The organism is Marinobacter sp. C2H3, from assembly GCF_037080155.1.
Taxonomy (GTDB): domain Bacteria; phylum Pseudomonadota; class Gammaproteobacteria; order Pseudomonadales; family Oleiphilaceae; genus Marinobacter.
The window spans coordinates 32,578-55,625 of the sequence record NZ_JBBBNZ010000006.1 but is presented as its reverse complement, the minus strand read 5'-3'; the positions used below and the strand labels follow the sequence as shown (position 1 = coordinate 55,625).

Sequence of the window (23,048 nt, the reverse complement as noted above, 5' to 3'; positions counted from 1 at the left end):
CGAAATCGAGCTGATGAGAGCACCACAATGAAAGAAAGACTGAACAACGACTTCCAGTTTGTCGAGGTGGGCCGGGTTGACCCGAAGAAAGTCCCGGCCAAAAAGCGCAAGAAAGAGTTCAAGGAGATCTACCAGCCGTTCACCGCGGTAGCTGCAGGCTCCCAGGCGCACCGCTGTCTGGCCTGCGGCAACCCATACTGCGAGTGGAAGTGCCCGGTGCACAACTACATTCCAAACTGGCTCAAGCTGGTGTCGGAAGGCAACATCATGAAGGCAGTCGAGCTGTGTCACCAGACCAACTCCCTGCCGGAAGTCTGCGGCCGGGTCTGCCCCCAGGACCGTCTGTGCGAGGGCGCCTGCACCCTGAATGACGGCTATGGCGCTGTCACCATCGGTTCAGTGGAGAAGTACATCACTGACACGGCGTTTGCGCTGGGATGGAAGCCCGACCTGTCCAACGTCAAGTGGACCGACAAGAAAGTCGCCGTCATCGGTGCCGGCCCGGCTGGCCTCGGTTGCGCCGATATCCTGGTGCGCAACGGCGTGCGCCCGGTGGTGTTTGACCGGTACCCGGAAATTGGTGGCCTGCTGACCTTTGGCATTCCCGAGTTCAAGCTCGAAAAGAGCGTGATGACCCGGCGCCGAAAGGTCTTCGAGGAAATGGGCGTGGAGTTCCGCCTGTCCACCGAGGTGGGCAAGGACGTGACCATGGCGTCCATTCTGGAGGACTTTGATGCGGTCTTCATGGGTATGGGCACCTACACCTATATGAAGGGCGGCTTCCCTGGAGAGCACCTGCCGGGGGTATACGACGCGCTGCCGTTCCTGGTGTCCAACGTCAATCGCCGCCTTGGCTTTGAGCAGAATCCCGACGACTTCATCGACATGAAGGGCCGGCGCGTGGTGGTGCTCGGCGGCGGTGACACGGCCATGGACTGCAACCGCACGTCCATCCGCCAGCAGGCCGAAAGCGTTACCTGCGCCTATCGCCGGGACGAGGCCAACATGCCCGGTTCCCGTCGGGAAGTGGCCAACGCCCGGGAAGAGGGTGTGAAGTTCCTGTTCAACCGGCAACCCATCGCCATTATCGGCGAGGACCGGGTGGAAGGCGTCAAGGTGGTCCAGACCCAGCTGGGTGAGCCGGACGAGAACGGCCGTCGCCGCCCCGAAGTGGTGCCGGGCAGTGAGGAAGTGATCCCGGCGGATGCGGTGCTGGTGGCCTTTGGCTTCCGCCCGAGCCCGGCGGACTGGTTTGAGGAGCAGAACGTTCGCACGGACGACTCTGGCCGCGTCGAGGCGCTGGAGCAGGCGGAGTTCCCGTTCCAGACCTCCAATCCGAAAATTTTTGCCGGTGGTGATATGGTGCGCGGCTCTGACCTGGTGGTCACCGCCATCTGGGAAGGCCGTCAGGCCGCCGAGGGCATCCTGGATTACCTGGATGTCTGACCAAACCGGGAGACCCCATGACTGAGCTGCAGAACGACCGTTTTCTCAGGGCGCTGCTGCGCCAGCCGGTGGACCGAACCCCGGTGTGGATGATGCGCCAGGCCGGGCGGTACCTGCCGGAGTACCGGGCGACCCGCGCCCAGGCCGGGGATTTTTTGAGCCTCTGCAAGAACGCCGAGCTCGCCTGCGAGGTTACCCTCCAGCCCCTGGCCCGCTATCCGCTGGACGCCGCCATTTTGTTCTCGGACATCCTGACCATTCCGGATGCCCTTGGGCTGGGCCTGTACTTCGAAACCGGCGAGGGGCCCCGGTTCCGTCGTACCATCCGGTCCGAGGCGGACGTGGCCGCGTTGCCCACCCTCAAGGCGGACGTGGACCTGGACTACGTGATGAACGCGGTGTCCACCATCCGTGGCGCACTCGGTGGCCGAGTGCCGCTGATCGGGTTTTCCGGCAGTCCGTGGACACTGGCGACCTACATGGTTGAGGGCGGCTCGTCGAAGGATTTCCGGGAAGCCAAGGCGTTGATGTACGGTCAACCTGAGGTCATGCATCGGCTGCTGGCGCACCTGGCGGATTCGGTCACGGACTACCTGAACAGCCAGATCCGCGCCGGCGCCCAGGCGGTTCAGATCTTTGATACCTGGGGGGGTGTGCTCAGCACCTGGGCCTACGAGGCGTTTTCCCTGCAGTACATGCGCCGGATTGTCTCTGGCCTGATTCGGGAGCACGAGGGGCGCCGGGTGCCGGTCATCCTGTTCACCAAGAATGGCGGTCAGTGGCTGGAGTCCATCGCCGACACCGGTGCCGACGCGGTCGGCCTTGACTGGACCACGGACATCGGCAACGCCCGTGCCCGGGTTGGCGATCGCGTCGCCCTCCAGGGCAATATGGACCCCGCCATGCTCTATGCCCCCAAGGCTCGTATCCGGGATGAGGTTGCCGATATTCTGTCCCGCTACGGCAGCGGATCCGGGCACGTGTTCAATCTCGGCCATGGCATCACCCCGGATGTCGATCCCGAGCACGCCGGCGCCTTTATCGAGGCGGTGGTGGAGCTGAGCCCGCAGTACCATCGGTGAATCGTTCTCGGGTGCTGCGGAACCCGAGAACGATTGGCCCGGACTTCAGGCAGCAACTATAGTCAGGATATCGGGCCTGGCCCCATCGAGGAGAGCTGCCTTGTCTGTTTCGCATTCCGAAAAACGCCGGTTTCACCGCATTGAGTTTGACGCGCCCTGCGAGCTGCACTGCCACGATCAGGTGTGGTCTACCGAGGTGTTGGATATCTGTCTGAAGGGGCTGTTGGTCCAGCGCCCTCTCGGCTGGAGCGTCCCCGTGGACCAGGCCTGCGAAGTGGTGATCCACCTGAACGAGCATGAGGCGGCCATCGTCATGGCGGTGGAGCTCAAGCACGTTGAAAAGCACCGTCTGGGGTTTCGCTGCCAGTACATCGACCTGGACAGTGCGACCCACCTGAAGCGGCTGGTGGAGCTGAATCTGGGGGATCCTGCCTTGCTGGAACGTGAGTTTGCCCATCTGATTGACTGAAAGCCAAAGCCCCGGGCCTGATGCCTCGAGTTAGGCCTCTGGCTGTCCCCGGTTCAAAAAAACGCGGCGAGCACATCCCTGTGGGCTTGGCTCGGGCCATCCTTGGCCCTCGACATTTTTTGAACCGGGGACAGCCAGAGGCCGGCAAAGCTTGATGCTGTCCGCAGGTTAGAAAAGCACTGCGAATGGATTTTTGTGGGGTTGGCTTGGGCCATTCCTGGCTCTCGACATTACTCGAACCAGGCCCGGCCAGAGTCAGACAGAGCTAGGTGCTGTCCGTCGGTTAAAGCTCTTCCAGGGCAGTCAGGGCCTCGGACAGTTTGGTGACGGGAATCACTTTCATGCCGTCCAGGGGTTTGCGGGGTGCGTTGGATTTGGGTACGAGGGCGCGGGTGAAGCCGTGTTTGGCGGCTTCGTAGATGCGTTCCTGGCCGCTTGGCACGGGGCGGATTTCGCCGGACAGGCCGACTTCGCCGAAGATGACCAGGTCCTGGGGCAGGGCGCGGTCCCGGAAGGACGAGACAATCGCCGCCAGCAGGGCCAGATCGGCGCTGGTTTCGCTGACCTTGACGCCGCCCACTACGTTCACGAATACATCCTGATCGGCCACGTGCAGGCCGCCATGGCGGTGCAGAACGGCCAATAGCATTGCCAGACGATTCTGATCCGCGCCCACCGCAACGCGCCTGGGGTAGCTGCCCTGGGCCATGTCCACCAGGGCCTGGATTTCCACCAGCATCGGGCGGGTGCCTTCCCAGACCACCATGACGACGCTGCCCGGAGCGGCTTCTTCGCCCCGGTTCAGGAAAATGGCGCTGGGGTTTTTCACTTCCTTCAGCCCCTGTTCCAGCATGGCGAAGACGCCGAGCTCATTGACCGCGCCGAAGCGGTTCTTGATGCCCCTGAGGGTGCGGTAGCGGCTGTCGCTGGAGCCTTCGAGCAGGATGGAACAGTCAATCATGTGCTCCAGCACCTTCGGGCCGGCCAGGCTGCCGTCCTTGGTGACGTGGCCCACCAGCAGCAGGATGGTGCCGGTCTGCTTGGCAAAGCGCGTCAGGAAGGCGGCGCTTTCGCGCACCTGGGAAACGGAGCCGGGGGCGGACTCGATGTCCGCCACGTGCATGACCTGAATACTGTCGATCACCAGGATGCGTGGCTTCTCGGTCTCTGCGACTTGAAGCAGACGCTCGACCGAGGTTTCGGAGAGCATTTTCAGGTCCTTGGTGGGCAGGCCGAGGCGTTTGGCGCGCATGGCCACCTGCTGGAGCGATTCTTCGCCGGTGACGTACAGGGCGGGGTGCTGGGCCGCCAACTGGCATACCGCCTGCAGTAGCAGGGTGCTTTTTCCGGCGCCAGGGTGGCCGCCCATCAAGACCGCCGAGCCTTCCACCAGCCCGCCGCCGAGCACCCGGTCGAATTCCTGCATGCCGGTGCTGATGCGGGCCTGCTCAGCCAGGCTGACCTCATCCAGGCTCTTCACCGACGACAGGCTGCCGGCAAAGCCCTCGAACCGGGCGCTACGGGCACCTTTCCCCGGGCCGGACACCCCCCGCACTTCGCTGATGGTGTTCCAGGCCTGGCACGCGGTGCACTGGCCCTGCCATTTGGAGTAGTCAGCGCCGCACTCGGTGCAGACAAAGGCGGTTTTGGCTTTGGCCATGTCGGCTCCTTTGGTGCGGTTCAATCGGGGTCCGGTCAAATCGGGGTCAGATGAAGGTTTTCATCTGACCCCAGGTTCGCGGGTAACGTCGGGGCCAGAATTCCGGGGTCAGATGAACGCTTTCCTCTGACCCTTGCTAACGCCCCGCCGGCCTCAGGCCAGCTTCTTGTACTTCATCCGCTTGGGCTGCATGGCAGAGTCGCCCTTGCGCTTTTTGAAGTCGGCGTCGTAGTCGCTGAAGTTGCCTTCGAAGTAAACCACCTCGCCGTCGTCCTCGAACGCCAGGATGTGGGTGGCTACCCGGTCCAGGAACCAGCGGTCGTGGGAGATCACCAGGGCGGAGCCCGGGAAGTTCAGCAGGGCCTCTTCCAGCGCCCGCAGGGTTTCGACGTCCAGGTCGTTGGTGGGCTCGTCCAGCAGCAGCACGTTGCCGCCCTGTTTCAGCAGCTTGGCCAGGTGCAGGCGGTTGCGCTCACCGCCGGACAGGTCGCCGACCCGCTTCTGCTGATCGGTGCCCTTGAAGTTGAAACGGCCCACATAGGCTCGGGACGGCGTCTCGTAGTTACCCACCTTGATGATGTCCTGGCCGTCGCTCAGTTCTTCCCAGACGGTCTTACTGCCGTCCAGATCGCGCATCTGATCGACGTACGCCAGTTCCACCGTCTCGCCCACGGTAATGGTGCCGGCGTCCGGTTTGTCGAGCCCGGCGATCATCTTGAACAGGGTGGATTTGCCGGCGCCGTTGCCACCGATGATGCCCACGATAGCGCCCGGGGGCACGCTCAGGGACACATTCTCGTACAACAGCCGGTCATCGAAGGACTTACTGATGCCATCGACCTCAATTACCTTGTTTCCCAGGCGGGGCCCGGGCGGGATATACAGCTCGTTGGTTTCGTTACGCTTCTGGAATTCCTGGGAGCTCATTTCCTCAAAGCGGGCCAGGCGGGCCTTGCTCTTGGACTGGCGGCCCTTGGCGTTGCTGCGCACCCATTCCAGTTCCTGCTTGATCGCCTTCTGATGAGAAGCCTCTTGCTTGGATTCCATCTCCAGGCGCTTCTCCTTGTTCTCCAGCCACTGGCTGTAGTTGCCTTCGAACGGGATGCCGTGGCCCCGGTCGAGCTCCAGAATCCAGCCGGCGACGTTGTCCAGGAAGTAGCGGTCGTGGGTGATCGCCACCACAGTGCCTTCGAAGTCGTGCAGGAAGCGCTCGAGCCAGGCCACGGATTCCGCGTCCAGGTGGTTGGTAGGCTCGTCCAGCAGCAGCATGTCAGGGCCGGACAGCAGCAGGCGGCACAGCGCCACCCGGCGACGCTCACCGCCGGAGAGCACGGCGACCTTCTGGTCCCAGGGCGGCAGTCGCAGGGCATCGGCGGCCACTTCCATCTTGCGTTCGATGTCGTGCCCGTCGGTGGCCTGAATCAGTGCCTCCAACTCGCCCTGTTTCTTGGCCAGGGCGTCAAAATCGGCATCCGGCTCGGCGTAGGCGGCGTACACCTGGTCGAGTTCCGCGAGGGCGTTGTGCACATTCGCCACGGCCTCGTCCACGATTTCTTTCACGGTTTTGCTCTCGTCCAGCTCCGGCTCCTGGGGCAGGTAACCCACGTTGATGCCGGGCTGGGGGCGGGCTTCGCCGATGTAATCCTGGTCGACGCCGGCCATAATCCGAAGAAGGGTGGACTTACCCGCGCCGTTCAGGCCGAGCACGCCAATCTTGGCGCCGGGGAAGAAGCTCAGGGAAATGTCTTTGAGGATTTCGCGCTTGGGCGGGACAACCTTGCCCACGCGGTTCATGGTGTAGACGTATTGTGCCATGGTGGCTGAATCCTTCGATGTCAGGTGCCTGAGAACAGTAACCGGGTAAGGTAACGAAACCCTCCAGCGATAGCAATTGAGCCGCCTGGACCGATCCCGGCGTGACGGTATCTGCGGACCGTTCACAGGGTGATTTTCCACCCGCTTTCGCGGTAGAATAGCGGCCCAAATTTTCAGGGGGCCGCCAGCGTGTCAGGCGGGCTCCCGGCCAGCCATACAGACAGGGGCAGCACATCCATGTTTAATCGTGATATGAAAATCGCCGGTTACGACGACGAACTGTGGACCGCGATGGAAGCCGAGCGCAACCGTCAGGAAGTCCACATCGAGCTGATCGCGTCCGAAAACTACACCAGCCCGCGAGTCATGGAAGCCCAGGGCAGTGTGCTGACCAACAAATACGCCGAAGGTTACCCCGGCAAGCGTTACTACGGCGGTTGCGAGTTTGTCGACGTGGCCGAGCAACTGGCCATTGACCGCGCCAAGCAGCTGTTCGGGGCCGCCTACGCCAACGTGCAGCCGCACTCCGGTTCCCAGGCCAACTCGGCGGTGTTCATGGCGCTGCTCAAGCCCGGTGACACCGTGCTGGGCATGAGCCTGGCCCACGGCGGCCACCTGACCCACGGTGCCACCGTCAACTTCTCCGGTAAGATCTACAATGCCGTGCAGTATGGACTGAATCCGGACACTGGCCTGATCGACTACGATGAGGTCGAGCGCCTGGCGGTCGAGCACAAGCCGAAGATGATCATTGCCGGTTTCTCTGCTTACTCTCAGGAGCTGGATTTCGCCCGCTTCCGGACGATCGCGGACAAAGTCGGTGCGTACCTGTTTGTCGACATGGCCCACGTAGCGGGCCTGGTGGCCGCCGGTGTCTACCCGGACCCGGTGCCCCACGCCCACGTGGTCGCGACCACCACCCACAAGACCCTGCGCGGTCCCCGCGGTGGCCTGATCCTGGCCTGCGACGACGAAGACCTGCACAAGAAACTCAACTCCGCCGTGTTCCCGGGCGGCCAGGGCGGCCCGCTGATGCACGTCATCGCCGCGAAGGCCGTGTGCTTCAAGGAAGCCATGAGTGACGAGTTCAAGACCTATCAGCAGCAGGTGGTCAAGAACGCGTCGGCCATGGCCGAGGTGTTTATCGAACGCGGCTTTGATGTGGTGTCCGGCGGTACCCGTAACCACTTGTTCCTGGTCAGCCTGATCAAGCAGGACATCACCGGCAAGGACGCGGATGCGGCCCTTGGCCGTGCCCACATCACCGTGAACAAGAACGCCGTTCCGAACGATCCGCGTTCCCCGTTCGTTACCTCCGGTTTGCGTATCGGTACTCCGGCGGTCACCACCCGTGGCTTTGGTGAGGCGGAGTGTCGGGACCTGGCAGGCTGGATGTGCGACATCCTCGACAATCTGGACGACGAAACCGTTAACGCCCGGGTTCGGGAGCAGGTTGAAGCCCTGTGTGCCCGTTTCCCGGTCTACGGCTGAGCGAGGTCTCATGCACTGTCCGTTCTGCGGTGAAGCCGAAACCAAGGTGATCGATTCCCGGCTTGTGGCCGAAGGGGATCAGGTCCGCCGGCGCCGGGAATGCCTGTCCTGTCGCGAGCGTTTCACCACGTTTGAAACCGCGGAGCTGGTGATGCCCCGCGTGGTAAAGCAGGACGGCACCCGCCAACCGTTTGACGAGGACAAGCTCCGGGCCGGCCTGATGAAGGCGCTGGAAAAGCGCCCAGTAAGCATCGAAGCCATCGATGCGGCCCTGAACCGCATCAAATATCGGCTGCGGGCCACCGGCGAGCGGGAAATTAAATCCCGTCAGTTGGGGGAAGAGGTCATGACGGAATTGCGCCAGCTCGACAAGGTGGCGTACGTGAGGTTTGCCTCGGTCTACCGCAGTTTCCAGGACATCAACGAATTCAAGGAAGAGATCGAGCGCCTGTCGGCCCACAACGGGGACGGTCCGGTGGACGTGGCCCGGGTGCTGGCGGAAGCACCGCCGGAACCCGGCGGCTCCGGTAAGGACGGTCAATGACCACCATTGAAGACCGGCAGTGGATGGCGCGGGCCATTCGCCTGGCGTGGCGTGGCCGCTATTCCACCCACCCGAATCCCAGGGTAGGCTGCGTGATCGTGCAGGGCGGGCGTCTGGTGGGCGAAGGCTGGCACGAGCGGGCCGGTGAGGCTCATGCCGAGGTACGCGCGCTCAGTCAGGCCGGCGCAGAAGCCCGTGACGCCACCGTGTACGTGACGCTGGAACCTTGTAGCCATTATGGCCGGACGCCGCCGTGCGCCCGGGCGCTGATTGATGCGGGCGTCAGCCACGTGGTCGCCGCCACCAAGGATCCGAACCCGGCGGTTTCCGGCCGGGGCCTGGACATGCTCCGGGAGGCGGGCATTCGAGTGACCGAAGGCTTGTTGGCCGACGAGGCGGTACGCCTCAACCCGGGTTTTATGAAGCGCATGCGCACAGGTCGGCCCTGGGTGCGAGTGAAGATGGCGGCCAGCCTTGATGGCCGAACGGCCATGGCCTCCGGTGAAAGCCAGTGGATCACTGGCCCGGCCGCTCGCCAGGATGTGCAACGGCTGCGTGCGATCAGCGATGCCATCGTCACCGGCGTGGGCACGGTTCTGGCTGACGATCCGGCCCTGACCGTGCGCCGCGACCAGCTCGGCGAGATCGGCGATGCCACCGAGCCGTCTCGCCAGCCGCTGCGAGTGGTCGCCGATCGGGACGCCAGAACACCCGCCAGTGCCAAGGTGCTGCAGGGCGGTAAGGTGCAACTGTTCTGTGCGGAGTCCACGCTGGCGACGCCTGCGGCCCAGGATCTGGCGGCGTTGGGCATCGGCCTGACCGGCGTCGACTGGAAAGACGACGGCATCGATCTAGAACAGCTTCTGGACGCCCTGGGCGGCCTGGGCATTAACGAATTGCTGGTGGAAGCCGGACCAACCCTGGCTGGCGCCTTCATCCGAGATGACCTGGTCGACGAACTCTGGCTCTACCAGGCGCCAGTGTTCCTGGGCAGTACGGGGCGGCCCACGGCGTGCCTTCCCCTGACGTCCATGGCCGACAAGGTGCAATGGACGGTACGCGACCGGCGACAGGTGGGTGAGGATCAGCGCCTCATTCTGGTCCGCCGATACTGATTACATTTACGGTTGCAGAGGGCGGGGCGAGGCTCCGGCGCTGATGCGACCCAGAGGGTGCGACACCGTATGGCACTGAACAGCATTGAAGAGATTATCGAGGACATTCGCCAGGGCAAAATGGTCATCCTGATGGATGATGAAGACCGGGAGAATGAAGGCGATCTGGTCATGGCCGCCGAGCACTGTACGGCCGAGGCCATCAACTTCATGGCGAAGTTTGGTCGGGGGCTGATCTGCATGCCGATGACCCGGACCCGCTGCGAGCAGCTGGGGCTGCCGCTGATGGTTCAGCAGAACGCCTCCGGCTTTGGTACCAAGTTTACCCTGTCCATCGAGGCCCGCGACGGGGTCACCACCGGCATTTCCGCCGCCGATCGGGCCCGCACCGTTCAGGTGGCGGTGGCCCGCAACGCCCAGGCCTCGGATCTGGTGCAGCCGGGGCACATCTTTCCGCTCATGGCGGACCCCGCCGGCGTCCTGAGCCGGGCAGGCCATACCGAGGCCGCGTGCGACCTGGCTGCCCTGGCGGGCTGCGAGCCGGCCGGTGTGATCTGCGAGATTATGAACGACGATGGTTCCATGGCCCGGCGGGACGATCTCGAGCGATTTGCCGAGGACCACGGCCTCAAAATCGGCACCATTGCCGACCTGATTCACTACCGCACGATGAACGAGCGCACGGTGACCTGCGTCGAGGAAAACGAGCTGGATACCGAATACGGCCTGTTCCGCCTGCGGACCTATCGGGACAGCATCCAGGGCGCCACCCACCTGGCCATGGTGATGGGCGATATCCAGCCCGATGAGCCAGTGTTCGTGCGGGTGCACATCACCGACACCCTGCGGGACCTGCTGGGTGCCCGACGCCAGGATTCCCGGAGCTGGCCCCTGCACCATGCTCTTGAAAAAGTCGCGGCCGAGGGCCGGGGTGTGGTGGTGTTGCTCAACAGTGCAGAGGACAGCTACAACCTCGAAGACCGTATTCACGAGTTTTTCGATCAGGGCCGCCAGTCTGCCGGCAAGGGCAGTTCCGGCGTCTATTTCACCGTGGGCACCGGCTCCCAGATCCTCCGGGATCTGGGCGTCTGCAAGATGCGCCTGTTGAGCCCGCCCATCAAGTTTTCCGCCATCTCCGGGTTCAACCTGGAAGTGGTGGAGTACGTTCCCTACAGCCCAGAATGAACCCGGCCGCCGGTGACGGCGGCCCGCATAGGAGCCATCCATGGCAGAGATCAAGGTAATTGAAGGCGATTTTACCCAGTGCAGCGGGCGTTACGCCCTGGTGGTCGGTCGCTTCAACGGATTTGTGGTTGAGAGCCTGGTAGAAGGCGCTATTGATACCCTGCGCCGACACGGCATCGCTGACGACGACATCGTCATCGTCAAGGTGCCCGGCGCTTACGAAATGCCCCTCGCGGTCAAGCGTGTGGCTGAAAGCGGTGACTACGACGCGGTCATTGCCCTGGGCGCCGTGATCCGCGGCGGCACCCCGCACTTTGAGTACGTGGCCGGCGAAGCCGCCAGCGGCCTTGGCGCCGTGAGCCTGGACACCGACGTGCCGGTGACCTTTGGCGTGCTCACCGTGGATTCCATCGAGCAGGCCATTGAGCGGTCCGGCACCAAGGCTGGTAACAAGGGTGCCGAAGCGGCCATCACCGCGCTGGAGATGGTCAGCCTGTTCCGGAAGCTGGGTGAGTAATGACCACAAGCGAAGACACTTCTCCGTCCGCCCCGGCGCCGGGCAAACCGAAGGCGGGCGACCGTCGCAGGGCCCGGTCTCTGGCTATGCAGGGCCTGTACCAGCGCCATTTCAGCCGGAGCGCGATCAACGATATTGAAGCCGAGTTCATGGTCGATAACGACATGAGCAAGGTGGACCTGCTGTACTTCCGGGACCTTCTTCGCGGCGTTCATCGGGAGCAGTCGGAACTGGATAGCCTGCTGGAGCCTTACCTGGACCGTCCTCTGGACGAGGTCGATCCTATTGAGCTGGCCATCGTTCGGCTGGGTGCCTACGAGCTGAAAAACCGCCTGGACGTGCCTTACCGGGTGGTGATCAACGAGGGCATCGAACTGGCCAAGCGCTTTGGCGGAACCGAGGGGCACAAGTTCGTCAACAGCATTCTGGACAAGCTCAGCCGTCGGCTGCGGCTGGCGGAAACCCGCCCGCGCTGACCCATGGGTGAGTTCGAGCTGATTCGCCGCTACTTTCTGTCCATGGCCCCGGCGGACGGCGGTGACGAACTCGTTCTCGGTCCCGGCGACGACTGCGCGATCCAGCGCGTCCCGGCGGGGCGGGATCTGGTCTTCTCAGTGGATACCCTCGTGGAGGGGTGCCACTTCCCCCCGGGCTATAGCCCTGAATCCGTTGCCTGGCGTGCCCTCGGCAGTGCCGCCAGTGATCTGGCGGCCATGGGTGCCCGCCCAGTCTGTTTTACCCTGGCCCTGACCCTGCCGGATGCCAGCGACCGTTGGTTGGCGCCGTTTGCCCGGGGCCTCGCGGAGGCCGGCGGTGCCTTCGGGCTGGCACTGGCGGGCGGCGATACCACCCGCGGGCCGTTGACCGTGACCGTGCAGGTTCATGGCACTGTGCCGCAGGGCCAGGCTCTGCGCCGCCGGGGTGCCGTGGCCGGAGACGTGATTGCCGTGTCCGGCACGCTGGGCGATGCAGCCGCTGCCCTGGATTACCTGACCGAGCCGGCACCGTCCGTTGAGGCGGCGCGGCTGCTGGCTCGCTACCATCGCCCAGAGCCCCGGTTCGAACTGGGCGAGGCCCTGATCGGTGTGGCGACAGCAGCCATCGATATCTCCGACGGCCTGTGCGCCGATCTTGGCCATATCCTGGACGCATCCGGCGTGGGCGCCACCGTGGACGCCCGGCGGGTACCGCTGTCACCGGCCCTGCGCCGGTGTTGTGGCGCCAGCGCGCTCGTCAAAGCGCTGTATGGCGGGGACGATTACGAACTGTGCGTGACGATACCGGCGGGGCGCTGGCGCACATTGCCTGAATCCGTTAAAGGTGGTCTGACCGCCATTGGCGAGGTGGACGCGTCGCCCGGGCTGAGGCTCCTTCATGCACCCGGTGAAGCGGCGGGCGCCGGTTACGACCATTTCCGGAGCGCAGATGACTGACTCAAACAACCAGACAACGGGGCCCGAGGGTGCACCGACGGATCCGTCCGACGATGACAGCGCGCCGGAGATTCCCCAGGCGATCCTGCCACCGGGCTTTCTGCGGCACCCCGTGCATTTTCTGGCCTTCGGCCTGGGCAGTGGTGCCATCGCCCGTGCACCGGGCACTTGGGGCAGTCTGGCCGCGATTCCCCTGTGGTACCTGTTTGCCTGGGTGCCCGCGCCTATCTATTGGTTGGTGGTCCTGCTGGCCTTTGTGGTGGGTATCTGGCTGTGTGGCAAAACCGCCGATGATCTGAAGGTCCACGACCACGGCGGAATCGTCTGGGATGAGTTCGTGGGCATGTGGATTGCTCTGGGCCTGTTTCCGGATCAGATCTACGGGGTGCTGATGGCGTTTGGCCTGTTCCGGCTGTTTGATGTGGTCAAACCCTGGCCGATCAGTTGGTTGGATCGGCGCCTGCCGGGCGGGCTGGGCATTATGGTGGACGACGTGGTGGCGGGCATCCTTGCCCTGGTCTGCCTCTACGGCATTGATGTCTGGGTGCTGCCGGTCCTGCTTTGACCGTTGGTACGCTGTAGGGGGTGACGGCGCCCGGGGCGCTCAGTGGGTGGTCTGCTCTTCAGGGAGGAGTCGCACTACGTGCAGGAATCGCCGTAGGCCAATTTCGGCGCGTTCCCGCGAGTCGAACGGGCCGCTGTCAAAGCCCTCCCGAGTGGTGAAGTACCATTTGCTCCCGACGCAGAAAAACCGGCTGCTACGGAACGGAATGGGGCCTTCTTCTCCGATCCTCTGTTGCGTATCCATATCAATCTCCTGAGCCCCTGTTTTGATGGTTATGTGGGCGCCGATGGTTTTCTGCCGATTTCTTTAAAGTAATCCAACCAATGCCGAATTCAACATTTTTTTACAATTCTGCCGGAGATACCTTGTCCGCGCCGGCTCGGCCGGTTTCCAGCCCGGCCTGGGGGGTGGTCGCTGCGCCTTGCGCCCGTCGCTGGCCCCGGTCAGAATGCCCGGGTTCCCAGGTATTCAAGACCCTTTTTCTGCGACTGACTGAAGGAGTGCCCATGACTGTCAAACGTCTTTCCATGGCTTTTGCCATTGCGGTGGCTGCCGTGATAGCGGTATCCCTGTCCGGCTGTGCGTCCAGCCTGGCCCAGGTAAACACCTGGAGTGGCAACCCGGCTGCCGCCAGCGAGGCCGCGGTTCTGAAGACTCCGAAAGCGATTCAGGTGCTGCGGGTGAACGGCCAGGGCATGACCAATTATCTACTGGACGACCTTGCTTTGGACTACGGGCTGCTGCCGGGCCAGAACGTGGTGGTGTTTGACTACAAGAGTATCTGGGCCAAGTCCGGTGTGGTGGAGAACGGTGAGTCCAAAGTCCACGTGGTTCAGAGCAAGCCTCAGGTGGTCCGGTTTGATGCCCGCCCCAATCAGGCTTACCGGTTTGAGTTCGAGGCGCCCAAGAGCCGCGCCGAGGCCATGGCTGTGGCGGATGACTTCCGCGTCTCGATCATCGACGCCGACGGAAAGGTCGTGGCCCGCTCAGAGCCGTGGAACGAAGCCGAGGCCCGTCAGGCCGCCATGGCCTCTTCGGCACCGCAAGGTGGTTCCGACAGGGCCGCAGGCGCGATGGCATCCGGCTCCACCCTCGAGCAGATGAAAGCGCTGTGGTCGTCCGCGTCTGAGGAGGAAAAGCGGGCCTTCATGAGCTGGGCGCTGAAGTAATCCCTCCGGGCTGGCGTCTGGCGCCGAGGGTGCCGCCGATCGATCAGCCCGCCTTTCCTGGTGATCGCCCGTGCCCGGTCTGGCCCGGGCGATCAGCGTTTGCTGCGTCGTAACAGCCGCTGCAGCCCCCCTTCCAGGAACGTCAGGACATCGTCACTGAGGCTCGTCGTCGTGTCCGGTTCCGGTTCGTCGTCGGGTTCAGACTGCAGTGCCTGAGCATCTTGCTCGATCTGCTCCAGGCTGGCCTCCACGTATGCCGGCAGGCGTTCGCTGTTGCGGATAACGTCCGGGCACAGGGTGAAATTCAGTGTCAGCTCACCCTGGTAGCTCACCGCCACAATCACCAGCCCCATGGTGTCGAACAGGGGCGAGGTGTTGTACTGGCGGACGAGTCTGGCCCCCTGAAGGTAAAGGGGCACCTGCGGCCCCGGCACGTTGGTGATCGGAAGGTTGAACACCGGCTGGTAGCGCTGGGCAATCTGCAGCTCCGTATACAGTCGCGCTGACAGGGCCAGCAGGGTGGAGGGCAAACGCTCGGTCAGCCGGTCGGCGGCAATCGCCTCCCGGTAGGGTTCGGACACCACCGCGTTCCGGTGGATGCGCCGGATGCGGCGGGCCGGATCGGGTTCAGTGGTGGCCAGGTCCAGCAGCATGGCGGACATCCGGTTGCCGGTGGCCAGGCGAAGGCTGTTGGAGCGAACGGAAACCGGGGTCATGGCCACCAGGGAGCGGTCCATGTCAGCACCCTCGCTGGTCAGGTAGCGGCGCAGGGTTTCCGCGCACAGGCCAAGAACCACATCGTTCAGGGTCACATCCCCCAGGCTTGCCTTGATGGCTTTCAGGCGGGCGAGATCAACGCTGGCCGCGACAATCCGACGATTGGCGGTAATCTGCTGGTTCAGCGGGCTGGTCGGTGCCGAGAACAGGGGAAACGGCAGCGGCAGTTTGCGCAACTGGCGGTGGACCAGGCCCCGGGCGGTGGCCTCGACGGCGTTGAAGGCCAGCGACGTCACTTGCAAAGGTGTTCGCATCAGGTTGGCGCCAGCCTGCAGGGCCACGCGTTCCCGCGAGGGTTCCGGGTGTGGCCGCCAGGGCCGGGCGGGAATGATCGGGCGCGGTTCCGGCGTGTACTCCAGCAGCTTTCCGAGAATTTCCTCGCCGCTGAACGCGTCGATGGCGGCATGGTGCAGTTTGACGATCAGCGCAAAGGCGCTCCGGCCCTGGTCACTGGTGTCTTCCTCGCCAGCCCCATCGATGCCAAAACCGTCCACAAACGTGATGTGCCACAGCGGACGGTCCCGCCGCAGCGGTTCCTCGAGAATCCGCGACGCCAGAGAGATGAGGTCTTTGCTGGTGCCCCCGTGGGACAGGTTGACGTAGGCCAGATGGCGCTCAAGGCTGAAATGCGGGTCGTCAATCCAGTACGGGCGGCCAAGGCGCAAAGGAACTTCCTTGAGGCGCTGGCGGAACACAGGCACCACGTGCAGCCGGCTGCGCAGGTGTGCCACAAAGGTGCTGAAGGCCAGCGGGGTGTCCCGGTGGCTGCCATCGAACAGATAGACGCCGCCGATGTGCATCGGGCTCGTTTCCGATTCGAGGTACAGGAAGGACGCGTCCAGTTCCGACAATTGCCGCATTCAAACAACTCCTAGGGCCGGCTGAGGGCGCAGTATAGACCAGGCCGTCTTACAGAAGATTGACCGAGTCGTCCGTTCCGGGCGGGGCGCTGGGTCATGCCCCGGAGGTCAGTTAGCCTCATGGCCAAGCCATTGGCTGAGGGTGTTTTCCGACCGGAGCCGATCCCAGAACCACATCAGCGCCTTACCCCGGTCCTCAGCGTGACGGGCCAGATGCAACGTGATCGGTGCCCGGGGTTCGGCGACGGCCTTTTCCATCAGCGTGCCGTTGGCGAGCAGGTGGCGGACGCGTGGCTCTGGGAGCCAGCCCACCCCCAGTCCGGAGGCCTGTAACGCGATCTTCTGGTCGATGTTGCTGACGGTGACTGTCCGCTGGCGCCTGAAAATCCCGGCGTGGCCGGGGGGCAGGGCGCGGGAGGTGTCCGCGGCTACCGCCGCCGGATAGCGCGCGATATCGTCCTCCGAGAGCGGGCGTTCAATGGCCGCCAGGGGGTGGCTGGCGGCAACAGCAAAGACAAAGTGAATCGGGCCCAGGTTGTGGGTGGCAAAGTTGCCTGCCGGCTTGCTGGACTGATCAGCCCCGACCACCAGGTCCACCCGGCGGCTTTGCAGGGCGTCCCACGCGCCGGCGAACACCTCTTCCACCACCTGCACGTCCACCGGCACGCCGAGCTCGTGGAACGCCCGGATGGTCGGGAACAGGCACTCGGCCGGTAGCAGGGAGTTGAACCCGATGCGCAGTCGGGTTTCCCAGCCCTGGGCAACCTGGCGGGTGGTGTGTGCCAGGGTTTCCGCGGCCTCGAGCAGGGAGCGCCCCTGCTCGAGGAGATAGCGGCCCGCGGGGGTGAGAATGGCCCGATGGCCGGAGCGGTCGTAAATGGCAACGTCCAGGTCTTCTTCAAGCTTCTGGACCGTATAGCTGATGGCTGAGGGTACCCTGAACAGCTCTGCGGCGGCACCGGCAAAGCTGCCTTTGCGGTCGATGGCGTCCAAGACTTTCAGTGCGTCTATGGTGATGGCTGTGTGCATGTTCGAATTATCTGAAGGTGTTTGCCAGAAATGCTTGCTTTGAGGGTAGCAGCCGTGCCGTTACGCTGTCTGCCTATTTGAACGAAACTGATAAATGGAGGCGTCGCGATGGGACTGCTGGTGGACGGGCAGTGGCACGATCAGTGGTACGACACCGAAAGCACGGGTGGTAAATTCCAGCGGGAGTCTGCCCAGTTCAGGAACTGGGTGACGAAGACCGGTGACGCCGGCCCGACGGGCGAAGGCGGTTTTGAGGCTCGGAGCGGTCGATATCACCTTTACGTTTCCCTGGCATGTCCCTGGGCCCACCGCACATTGATCCTTCGGCGCCTCAAGAGGCTTGAAGACCACGTGTCCGTCTCCGTTGTTCACCCTGACATGCTGGAGCAGGGCTGGGAATTCCGGCCCGGCGACGCTGAGCATCAGGATCACCTTTACGGCCTGGAGTGCCTGCACCAACTGTACACCCGGGCGGCACCAGACTACACCGGCCGCGTGACCGTGCCGGTTCTGTGGGACCGGGAGCGGCAGACCATCGTCAGCAACGAGTCGGCGGATATCCTGCGCATGTTCAACGGGGCGTTCAATGGCCTGCCGGGGGTGAATGCCGGGCTGGATGTGTATCCCGAGACCCTGCGGGCGGAGATTGATGCAGTCAACGAGCGGGTTTATCACACCGTCAACAACGGCGTGTATAAAGCCGGTTTTGCCACGGCTCAGGACAAGTACGAAACCGCCTACCACGAGCTGTTTGCGTCCCTGGACTGGCTGGAAGCGCGGCTGGCGACCCGGCGTTATCTGGTCGGCAACACACCCACGGAAGCCGATTGGCGCTTGTTTACCACCCTGGTGCGGTTTGACGCGGTCTACTTCAGCCACTTCAAGTGCAACCGTCAGCGGATTGCGGATTTCCCCAACCTGTCCGGGTACCTTCGGGACCTGTACCAGACGCCGGGTGTGGCGGGGACCGTCAGCATTGACCAGATCAAGCGGCATTACTACGTCAGCCAGCGAACGGTGAATCCGACCCAGATTGTGCCCGTTGGCCCTGAGCTGGATTTTGAGGCGCCCCATGGGCGGGAACGGTTGGGCTGAACGCCGGGCGCAAAAACGGGGTCAGATGAAACTCATCTGACCCCTTCTTTATTCCCTTAGCTTACCCGTGCCACGGCAAGTTCGGTCAGTGCCACGAGAGCCTCTTTATGGGCGGAGTCCGGCAGGCAACCGAGGCAGTCGTTAGCGAGCGCAGCCTGCTCGCGGGCGCGGGCCAGGGTATCGTCAATGGCGCCAGAGCGCTGGACGATCTCGAGGATGCGAGGCAGGTCGTCCAGCCCGCCCTTGCGGATGGCGCTACGAATCAGTTGGCGTTCGTCGTCGGTACTTCGGGCCATGGCGTAAATCAGCGGCAGCGTGGTCTTGCCCTCGGCCAGGTCGTCGCCGACGTTCTTGCCCATGGCCTCGGCGTCGCCCTGATAGTCGAGCACATCATCCACCAGTTGGAAGGCCAGCCCGAGGTGCTTGCCGTAATCCCGCAGCCCCCGCTCCTGCAGATCGGTAGCGCCGGAGAGCAGGGCGCCGGTGTGGGAGGCGGCTTCAAACAGCATGGCGGTCTTGTTGTGGATCACCGCCATGTACTGGTCTTCGCTCAGGTCCGGGTTCTTCACGTTCATCAATTGCATCACCTCGCCCTCGGCAATGACCGCCGTGGCGTGGGAGAGCACGTCCATGATGTCCAGGCTGCGCAGTTCCACCATCATTTCAAAGGCGCGGGCGTACAGGAAATCCCCCACCAGCACGCTCGGCGCGTTACCCCAGCGGGCGTTGGCGGTGGCGCGGCCCCGGCGCAGGTCCGAAGTGTCCACCACGTCGTCGTGGAGCAGGGTGGCGGTGTGCAGGAACTCGATGACGGCGGCCAGCTTCAGGGGCTCGTCGCCACGATGCCCGAGGGCGCGGGCGGACAGCAGCACCAGCAGCGGGCGCAGGCGTTTGCCGCCGCTTTCAATAATGTACTGGGCAATCTTTTCCACCATCGGCACGTCGGACGACAGCCGGCGGATGATCAGATCGTTGACGAGGGAAAAATCCTCCGCCACGGTGTCGTAGATGCGCTGGGCTGTCATGCGGCTCGTGGATCCTTGCTCGTGGGTCTGAAAGGGGAATTCAGGCAAGACGCCGCAATGCTAGGTATTGCAGGTGGTAGTGTCAACGCCACTTGCTCAATGGGGCCGGTTCTCGTACAATCACGCGCCCAACTCATCCCAACCTGCGCTCCCTGCTATAGGGTTGCCAGAGTGCTTCCCTTAGAACCAGGTGGATAAGAGCAGGGATGGGTCTATCGTGGAGACAACGAATGTACGCAGTAATTGTTAGCGGTGGCAAGCAGCACCGTGTGAAGGAAGGCGAAACCCTGAAGCTGGAAAAGCTGGAAGTGGAAACCGGCGGTGCCGTCGAGTTTGATCGCGTCCTGCTGGTTGCCGACGGCGACAACGTAAAAGTGGGCGCGCCGGTGGTTGACGGCGCCAAGGTGACTGCGGAAGTGGTCAGCCACGGCCGTCACGACAAGGTACAGATCATCAAGTTCCGTCGTCGTAAGCACCACATGAAGCGTCAGGGCCACCGTCAGTGGTTCACCGAAGTCAAGATCACGGGTATCCAGGGCTAAGCCCTCGATCAACCCCTTAATTGAAGGAGGCTGGTAATGGCTCACAAAAAAGCAGCAGGTAGTACCCGTAACGGTCGCGATTCCGAGTCGAAACGACTTGGTGTGAAGCGCTTCGGCGGCGAAACCGTCACCGCAGGCAGCATCATCATCCGTCAGCGTGGCACCCGTTTCCACGCTGGCAACAACGTTGGCCTGGGCAAGGACCACACCCTGTTCGCGAAAGCGGACGGTCAGGTGAAGTTCGAGACCAAAGGCCCGCAGAACCGCAAGTTCGTGAGCATCGTTCCGGCGGCGTAAGCCGCGGCGATCCGGTTCTGTCGAACCTTGGGTGAGCCTGATATGCTGATCTGATCGGCAGCAGGTACATCCGGAGCCCCGCAAAGCTTCCTTGAGGCTGCGGGGCTTTTTAGTTTATGCAGGGACATCTGGCGTATGAAGTTTGTCGACGAAGCCACCATCATTGTGGAAGCCGGTAAGGGCGGTCACGGCTGTCTCAGTTTCCGGCGGGAGAAATACGTGCCCAAGGGCGGCCCGGACGGCGGCGATGGCGGCGATGGCGGATCGGTCTATCTGGAAGCGGATACGTCGCTCAACACCCTGATTGACTACCGTTTTCAGCGCAAATACAAAGCCCAGAATGGTGAGCCCGGTGCCGGTCGCAACTGCACCGGCACCAAGGGCGAGGACCTGGTGCTGCCGGTGCCGGTGGGCACCACCGTGGTGGATATGGACACCCACGAAGTGCTGGGCGACCTGACTCATGAGGGCGAGCGCCTGAAAGTGGCCCAGGGTGGCTTCCACGGACTGGGTAATACCCGCTTCAAATCCTCCATCAACCGGGCGCCCCGCCAGACCACCAAGGGCTCGGAAGGGGAACTTCGCAACCTGCGCCTGGAGCTTAAGGTGCTCGCGGATGTGGGTCTTCTGGGGCTGCCTAACGCCGGCAAGTCTACCTTTATCCGCTCGGTGTCGGCGGCTCGCCCGAAAGTGGCGGATTACCCCTTTACCACGCTTGTGCCCAACCTGGGCGTGGTGAGTGTGCAGGCCCACCAGAGCTTTGTCATCGCCGATATCCCGGGCCTGATTGAAGGCGCGGCGGAAGGCGCGGGGCTGGGTATCCGGTTCCTCAAGCATCTGGTGCGCACCCGGTTGTTGCTGCATTTGGTGGATGTCGCGCCCTATGACGGTTCCTCCCCCGCCGAGGCGGTCCGGGTCATTGCCCGGGAGTTGGAAAAGTTCAGTGAAACGCTGGCGGACCGTCCCCGGTGGTTGGTGTTGAACAAGGTTGACATGCTGCCGGAAGACGAGCGCGAGGCCGTCTGCCAGGGCATCGTTGACGAGCTGGGCTGGGACGGGCCGGTGTTCCGGATTTCCGCCCTGTCCGGCGAGGGTACCAAGCCGCTGGTGCAGGCGGTGATGCGCTGGATCGAGATTCAGGCCGAGGAAGAGGCCCAGAACCCGGAGCGTGCCGAGGAAGAGGCGGCCCGCCGTCGCCGGATGGATGAAGAGGCACGGGCGCGCATCGAGGCGGAACGCCAGGCGCGGCGCGAAGCCCGCCGGGCGGAAGGCCTGGATGATGACGACGAAGACGACGATGGCGACGTGGAAGTCGTCTATGCTCCGGAGTAAGTCATGAGCCACCGCAGCCCGCTGCGCCAGGCCCGGCGCCTGGTGATCAAGATCGGCAGTGCCCTGCTGACCAATGATGGCAAGGGCCTGGATCAGTCCGCGCTGGAGGGCTGGGTGGCCCAGATGGCCGCGCTGGTGGAGCAGGGCGTGGAGCTGGTGGTGGTGTCCTCCGGCGCGGTTGCTGTTGGCCTGAGCCGGCTGGGCTGGCCGCGCCGCCCGGACCGTTTGCACGAGTTGCAGGCCGCGGCGGCAGTCGGGCAAATGGGCCTGGTGCAGGCCTGGGAAGCGGAATTCCTTCGCCACGGCATTCACACTGCCCAGATCCTGTTGACCCACGACGACCTTTCGGACCGGAAGCGCTATCTGAACGGCCGCAGCACGCTGCGGGCCCTGTTGTCCGTGGGGGTGGTGCCAATCGTGAACGAGAACGATACGGTGGTGACCGATGAGATCCGGTTCGGCGATAACGACACCCTGGGCGCACTGGTCGCTAACCTTGTGGAAGCCGACGGCTTGATCCTGCTGACGGATCAGGACGGCATGTACGACCGGGACCCGCGAAAGCACGCGGACGCGGTCCTTCTGACCGAGCGGCATGCCAGTGACCGGGATCTGGACGCGATGGCCGGTGGTGGCGGTGCCCTCGGCCGGGGCGGTATGCAGACCAAACTCCGGGCCGCGCGGCTGGCCGCCCGGTCCGGCGCCTTCACGGTGATTGTCGGCGGTCGCCTTGAGGGGGTGATCGCCCGCCTGCGGGAGGGCGAGCCGGTGGGCACCCTGCTGCTGCCGGATCAAGGCCGGGTGGCGGCCCGTAAGCAGTGGATTGCTGGTCACCTGCAGATTCACGGCCGGCTCACGTTGGATGAAGGCGCTGTGCGGGTGGTGCGTCAGGGTGGTCGGAGCCTGCTGCCGGTAGGAGTAAAGGCGGTGTCTGGCCAGTTCCGGCGGGGCGATGTGGTGTTGTGCCTGGATGAGGCCGGGCAGGAGGTTGCCCGTGGCCTGGTGAACTACGACGCCGACGAGGCCCGCGCCATTGCCGGTCGCTCAAGCGAGCGGATCAAAGAGGTGCTGGGGTATATCTCGGATGAGGAGATGATCCACCGGGATAACCTGGTGCTGGGTTAGTGCTTCCGGTGAATTTTAGCCACAAAAAAAACCGGCGATCGCGCCGGTTTTTTTGTGGCAATCGCTGGATCAGGCGCTCTTCAGAGCCTTGATCCGGGCGTTCAGGCGGCTCTTCTGACGAGCGACCTTGTTCTTGGCGAAGATGCCCTTGTTGACCATGCTGTCGAGGATCGGCTGAGCCTGCTGAAGGGCTGCCTGGGCTTCTTCGTAGCTGCCGGCACTGATCTTGGCCTGGACTTTCTTCACGTAAGTGCGCGCCATGGAACGCAGGCTGGCGTTGTGCTTGCGGTTCTTCTCGTTCTGACGAGCGCGCTTTTTGGCTTGCGGGGAATTTGCCACCGTAAAACTCCTGAAAATCTGAAAACGTTGCGGATTGACGTCTAGTGAATTCCTGACGAATTCGTAGATCGCGTGCGCGCCAAACTCCAGCGCGTCGAAATAAATGACGCGGAACTATGCCGCCCGGCGCCCGAAA

General features: G+C 63.5%; 24 protein-coding genes. 17 read left to right on the top strand and 7 right to left on the bottom strand.

Annotation, left to right across the window (positions count from 1 at the left end):
* Positions 1-27: 27 nt before the first annotated feature.
* The 3 genes from V3388_RS14890 (at position 28) to V3388_RS14880 (ending at position 2,997) form a co-directional block, all read left to right on the top strand.
* Positions 28-1,446 (top strand): FAD-dependent oxidoreductase, encoded by a 1,419-nt coding sequence (locus tag V3388_RS14890; RefSeq protein ID WP_336368369.1) that lies wholly within the window; start codon positions 28-30, stop codon positions 1,444-1,446.
* A 17-nt stretch (positions 1,447-1,463) separates the two neighbouring features.
* The gene (hemE, locus tag V3388_RS14885; protein WP_336368368.1) at positions 1,464-2,528 is read left to right on the top strand and encodes a uroporphyrinogen decarboxylase; all 1,065 of its coding nucleotides are present in this window, start codon (positions 1,464-1,466) and stop codon (positions 2,526-2,528) included.
* A 100-nt stretch (positions 2,529-2,628) separates the two neighbouring features.
* Positions 2,629-2,997, top strand: a complete 369-nt coding sequence (locus tag V3388_RS14880) for a PilZ domain-containing protein (protein WP_336368367.1) — start codon at positions 2,629-2,631, stop codon at positions 2,995-2,997.
* 283 nt (positions 2,998-3,280) lie between these two features.
* Here the strand turns inward: V3388_RS14880 and radA are convergent, their stop codons facing one another.
* Together radA and ettA are read right to left on the bottom strand one after the other, a co-directional pair.
* Positions 3,281-4,657 carry a DNA repair protein RadA gene (gene radA / locus V3388_RS14875; RefSeq protein ID WP_336368366.1) on the bottom strand — a complete coding sequence of 459 codons (1,377 nt, stop codon included), beginning with the start codon at positions 4,655-4,657 and terminating at the stop codon, positions 3,281-3,283.
* Between the two features lie 153 nt (positions 4,658-4,810).
* Positions 4,811-6,472, bottom strand: a complete 1,662-nt coding sequence (gene ettA / locus V3388_RS14870; RefSeq protein WP_336368365.1) for an energy-dependent translational throttle protein EttA — start codon at positions 6,470-6,472, stop codon at positions 4,811-4,813.
* Between the two features lie 237 nt (positions 6,473-6,709).
* On the opposite strand from ettA, the gene glyA reads away from it, so the two are divergent.
* The 8 genes from glyA (at position 6,710) to V3388_RS14830 (ending at position 13,322) form a co-directional block, all read left to right on the top strand.
* Entirely contained in the window at positions 6,710-7,963 is a 1,254-nt protein-coding gene (gene glyA / locus V3388_RS14865) for a serine hydroxymethyltransferase (RefSeq protein ID WP_336368364.1), read from the top strand.
* Positions 7,964-7,973: 10 nt separating this feature from the next.
* Positions 7,974-8,507, top strand: coding sequence for a transcriptional regulator NrdR (gene nrdR, locus V3388_RS14860; protein ID WP_336368363.1), 534 nt, complete (start codon positions 7,974-7,976; stop codon positions 8,505-8,507).
* Entirely contained in the window at positions 8,504-9,622 is a 1,119-nt protein-coding gene (gene ribD / locus V3388_RS14855) for a bifunctional diaminohydroxyphosphoribosylaminopyrimidine deaminase/5-amino-6-(5-phosphoribosylamino)uracil reductase RibD (protein WP_336368362.1), read from the top strand. The genes nrdR and ribD overlap by 4 nt, the downstream gene beginning before the upstream one ends.
* Before the next feature lie 69 nt (positions 9,623-9,691).
* Positions 9,692-10,807 carry a bifunctional 3,4-dihydroxy-2-butanone-4-phosphate synthase/GTP cyclohydrolase II gene (gene ribBA / locus V3388_RS14850; protein WP_336368361.1) on the top strand — a complete coding sequence of 372 codons (1,116 nt, stop codon included), beginning with the start codon at positions 9,692-9,694 and terminating at the stop codon, positions 10,805-10,807.
* 40 nt (positions 10,808-10,847) lie between these two features.
* Complete coding sequence (gene ribH, locus V3388_RS14845) at positions 10,848-11,324, top strand: 6,7-dimethyl-8-ribityllumazine synthase (protein ID WP_336368360.1); 477 nt, start codon at positions 10,848-10,850, stop codon at positions 11,322-11,324.
* The gene (nusB, locus tag V3388_RS14840) at positions 11,324-11,800 is read left to right on the top strand and encodes a transcription antitermination factor NusB (RefSeq protein ID WP_336368359.1); all 477 of its coding nucleotides are present in this window, start codon (positions 11,324-11,326) and stop codon (positions 11,798-11,800) included. The genes ribH and nusB overlap by 1 nt, the downstream gene beginning before the upstream one ends.
* 3 nt (positions 11,801-11,803) lie before the next feature.
* Positions 11,804-12,757: a thiamine-phosphate kinase gene (thiL, locus tag V3388_RS14835; protein ID WP_336368358.1), complete on the top strand. Its 954-nt coding sequence runs from the start codon at positions 11,804-11,806 to the stop codon at positions 12,755-12,757.
* Complete coding sequence (locus V3388_RS14830; RefSeq protein WP_336368357.1) at positions 12,750-13,322, top strand: phosphatidylglycerophosphatase A family protein; 573 nt, start codon at positions 12,750-12,752, stop codon at positions 13,320-13,322. The genes thiL and V3388_RS14830 overlap by 8 nt, the downstream gene beginning before the upstream one ends.
* A 39-nt stretch (positions 13,323-13,361) precedes the next feature.
* Here the strand turns inward: V3388_RS14830 and V3388_RS14825 are convergent, their stop codons facing one another.
* A complete protein-coding gene (locus V3388_RS14825) occupies positions 13,362-13,565 on the bottom strand; it encodes a DUF6316 family protein (RefSeq protein WP_336368356.1) in 204 nt (67 codons plus the stop codon).
* 263 nt (positions 13,566-13,828) lie between these two features.
* Between V3388_RS14825 and V3388_RS14820 the strand changes: the two genes are divergently transcribed.
* Complete coding sequence (locus V3388_RS14820; RefSeq protein ID WP_336368355.1) at positions 13,829-14,491, top strand: DUF2057 family protein; 663 nt, start codon at positions 13,829-13,831, stop codon at positions 14,489-14,491.
* Positions 14,492-14,583: 92 nt separating this feature from the next.
* On the opposite strand, the gene V3388_RS14815 is transcribed toward V3388_RS14820, so the two are convergent.
* Together V3388_RS14815 and V3388_RS14810 are read right to left on the bottom strand one after the other, a co-directional pair.
* Positions 14,584-16,128 carry a WS/DGAT/MGAT family O-acyltransferase gene (locus V3388_RS14815; RefSeq protein ID WP_336368354.1) on the bottom strand — a complete coding sequence of 515 codons (1,545 nt, stop codon included), beginning with the start codon at positions 16,126-16,128 and terminating at the stop codon, positions 14,584-14,586.
* Between the two features lie 108 nt (positions 16,129-16,236).
* Entirely contained in the window at positions 16,237-17,157 is a 921-nt protein-coding gene (locus V3388_RS14810; protein WP_336368353.1) for a LysR substrate-binding domain-containing protein, read from the bottom strand.
* Positions 17,158-17,265: 108 nt separating this feature from the next.
* Between V3388_RS14810 and V3388_RS14805 the strand changes: the two genes are divergently transcribed.
* On the top strand, positions 17,266-18,252 hold the full coding sequence (locus V3388_RS14805) for a glutathione S-transferase family protein (protein WP_336368352.1): 987 nt from the start codon (positions 17,266-17,268) through the stop codon (positions 18,250-18,252).
* Between the two features lie 56 nt (positions 18,253-18,308).
* On the opposite strand, the gene V3388_RS14800 is transcribed toward V3388_RS14805, so the two are convergent.
* Positions 18,309-19,277, bottom strand: a complete 969-nt coding sequence (locus V3388_RS14800) for a polyprenyl synthetase family protein (RefSeq protein ID WP_336368351.1) — start codon at positions 19,275-19,277, stop codon at positions 18,309-18,311.
* A 230-nt stretch (positions 19,278-19,507) separates the two neighbouring features.
* Between V3388_RS14800 and rplU the strand changes: the two genes are divergently transcribed.
* The 4 genes from rplU (at position 19,508) to proB (ending at position 22,573) form a co-directional block, all read left to right on the top strand.
* On the top strand, positions 19,508-19,819 hold the full coding sequence (rplU, locus tag V3388_RS14795) for a 50S ribosomal protein L21 (RefSeq protein WP_336368350.1): 312 nt from the start codon (positions 19,508-19,510) through the stop codon (positions 19,817-19,819).
* Positions 19,820-19,855: 36 nt separating this feature from the next.
* Positions 19,856-20,116: a 50S ribosomal protein L27 gene (rpmA, locus tag V3388_RS14790; RefSeq protein WP_336368349.1), complete on the top strand. Its 261-nt coding sequence runs from the start codon at positions 19,856-19,858 to the stop codon at positions 20,114-20,116.
* Positions 20,117-20,251: 135 nt separating this feature from the next.
* Entirely contained in the window at positions 20,252-21,448 is a 1,197-nt protein-coding gene (gene cgtA / locus V3388_RS14785; RefSeq protein ID WP_336368348.1) for an Obg family GTPase CgtA, read from the top strand.
* Positions 21,449-21,451: 3 nt separating this feature from the next.
* On the top strand, positions 21,452-22,573 hold the full coding sequence (gene proB, locus V3388_RS14780) for a glutamate 5-kinase (RefSeq protein WP_336368347.1): 1,122 nt from the start codon (positions 21,452-21,454) through the stop codon (positions 22,571-22,573).
* A 69-nt stretch (positions 22,574-22,642) separates the two neighbouring features.
* Here proB and rpsT read toward each other — a convergent pair whose 3' ends face one another.
* Positions 22,643-22,912 carry a 30S ribosomal protein S20 gene (gene rpsT / locus V3388_RS14775; RefSeq protein WP_336368346.1) on the bottom strand — a complete coding sequence of 90 codons (270 nt, stop codon included), beginning with the start codon at positions 22,910-22,912 and terminating at the stop codon, positions 22,643-22,645.
* Positions 22,913-23,048: the final 136 nt, after the last annotated feature.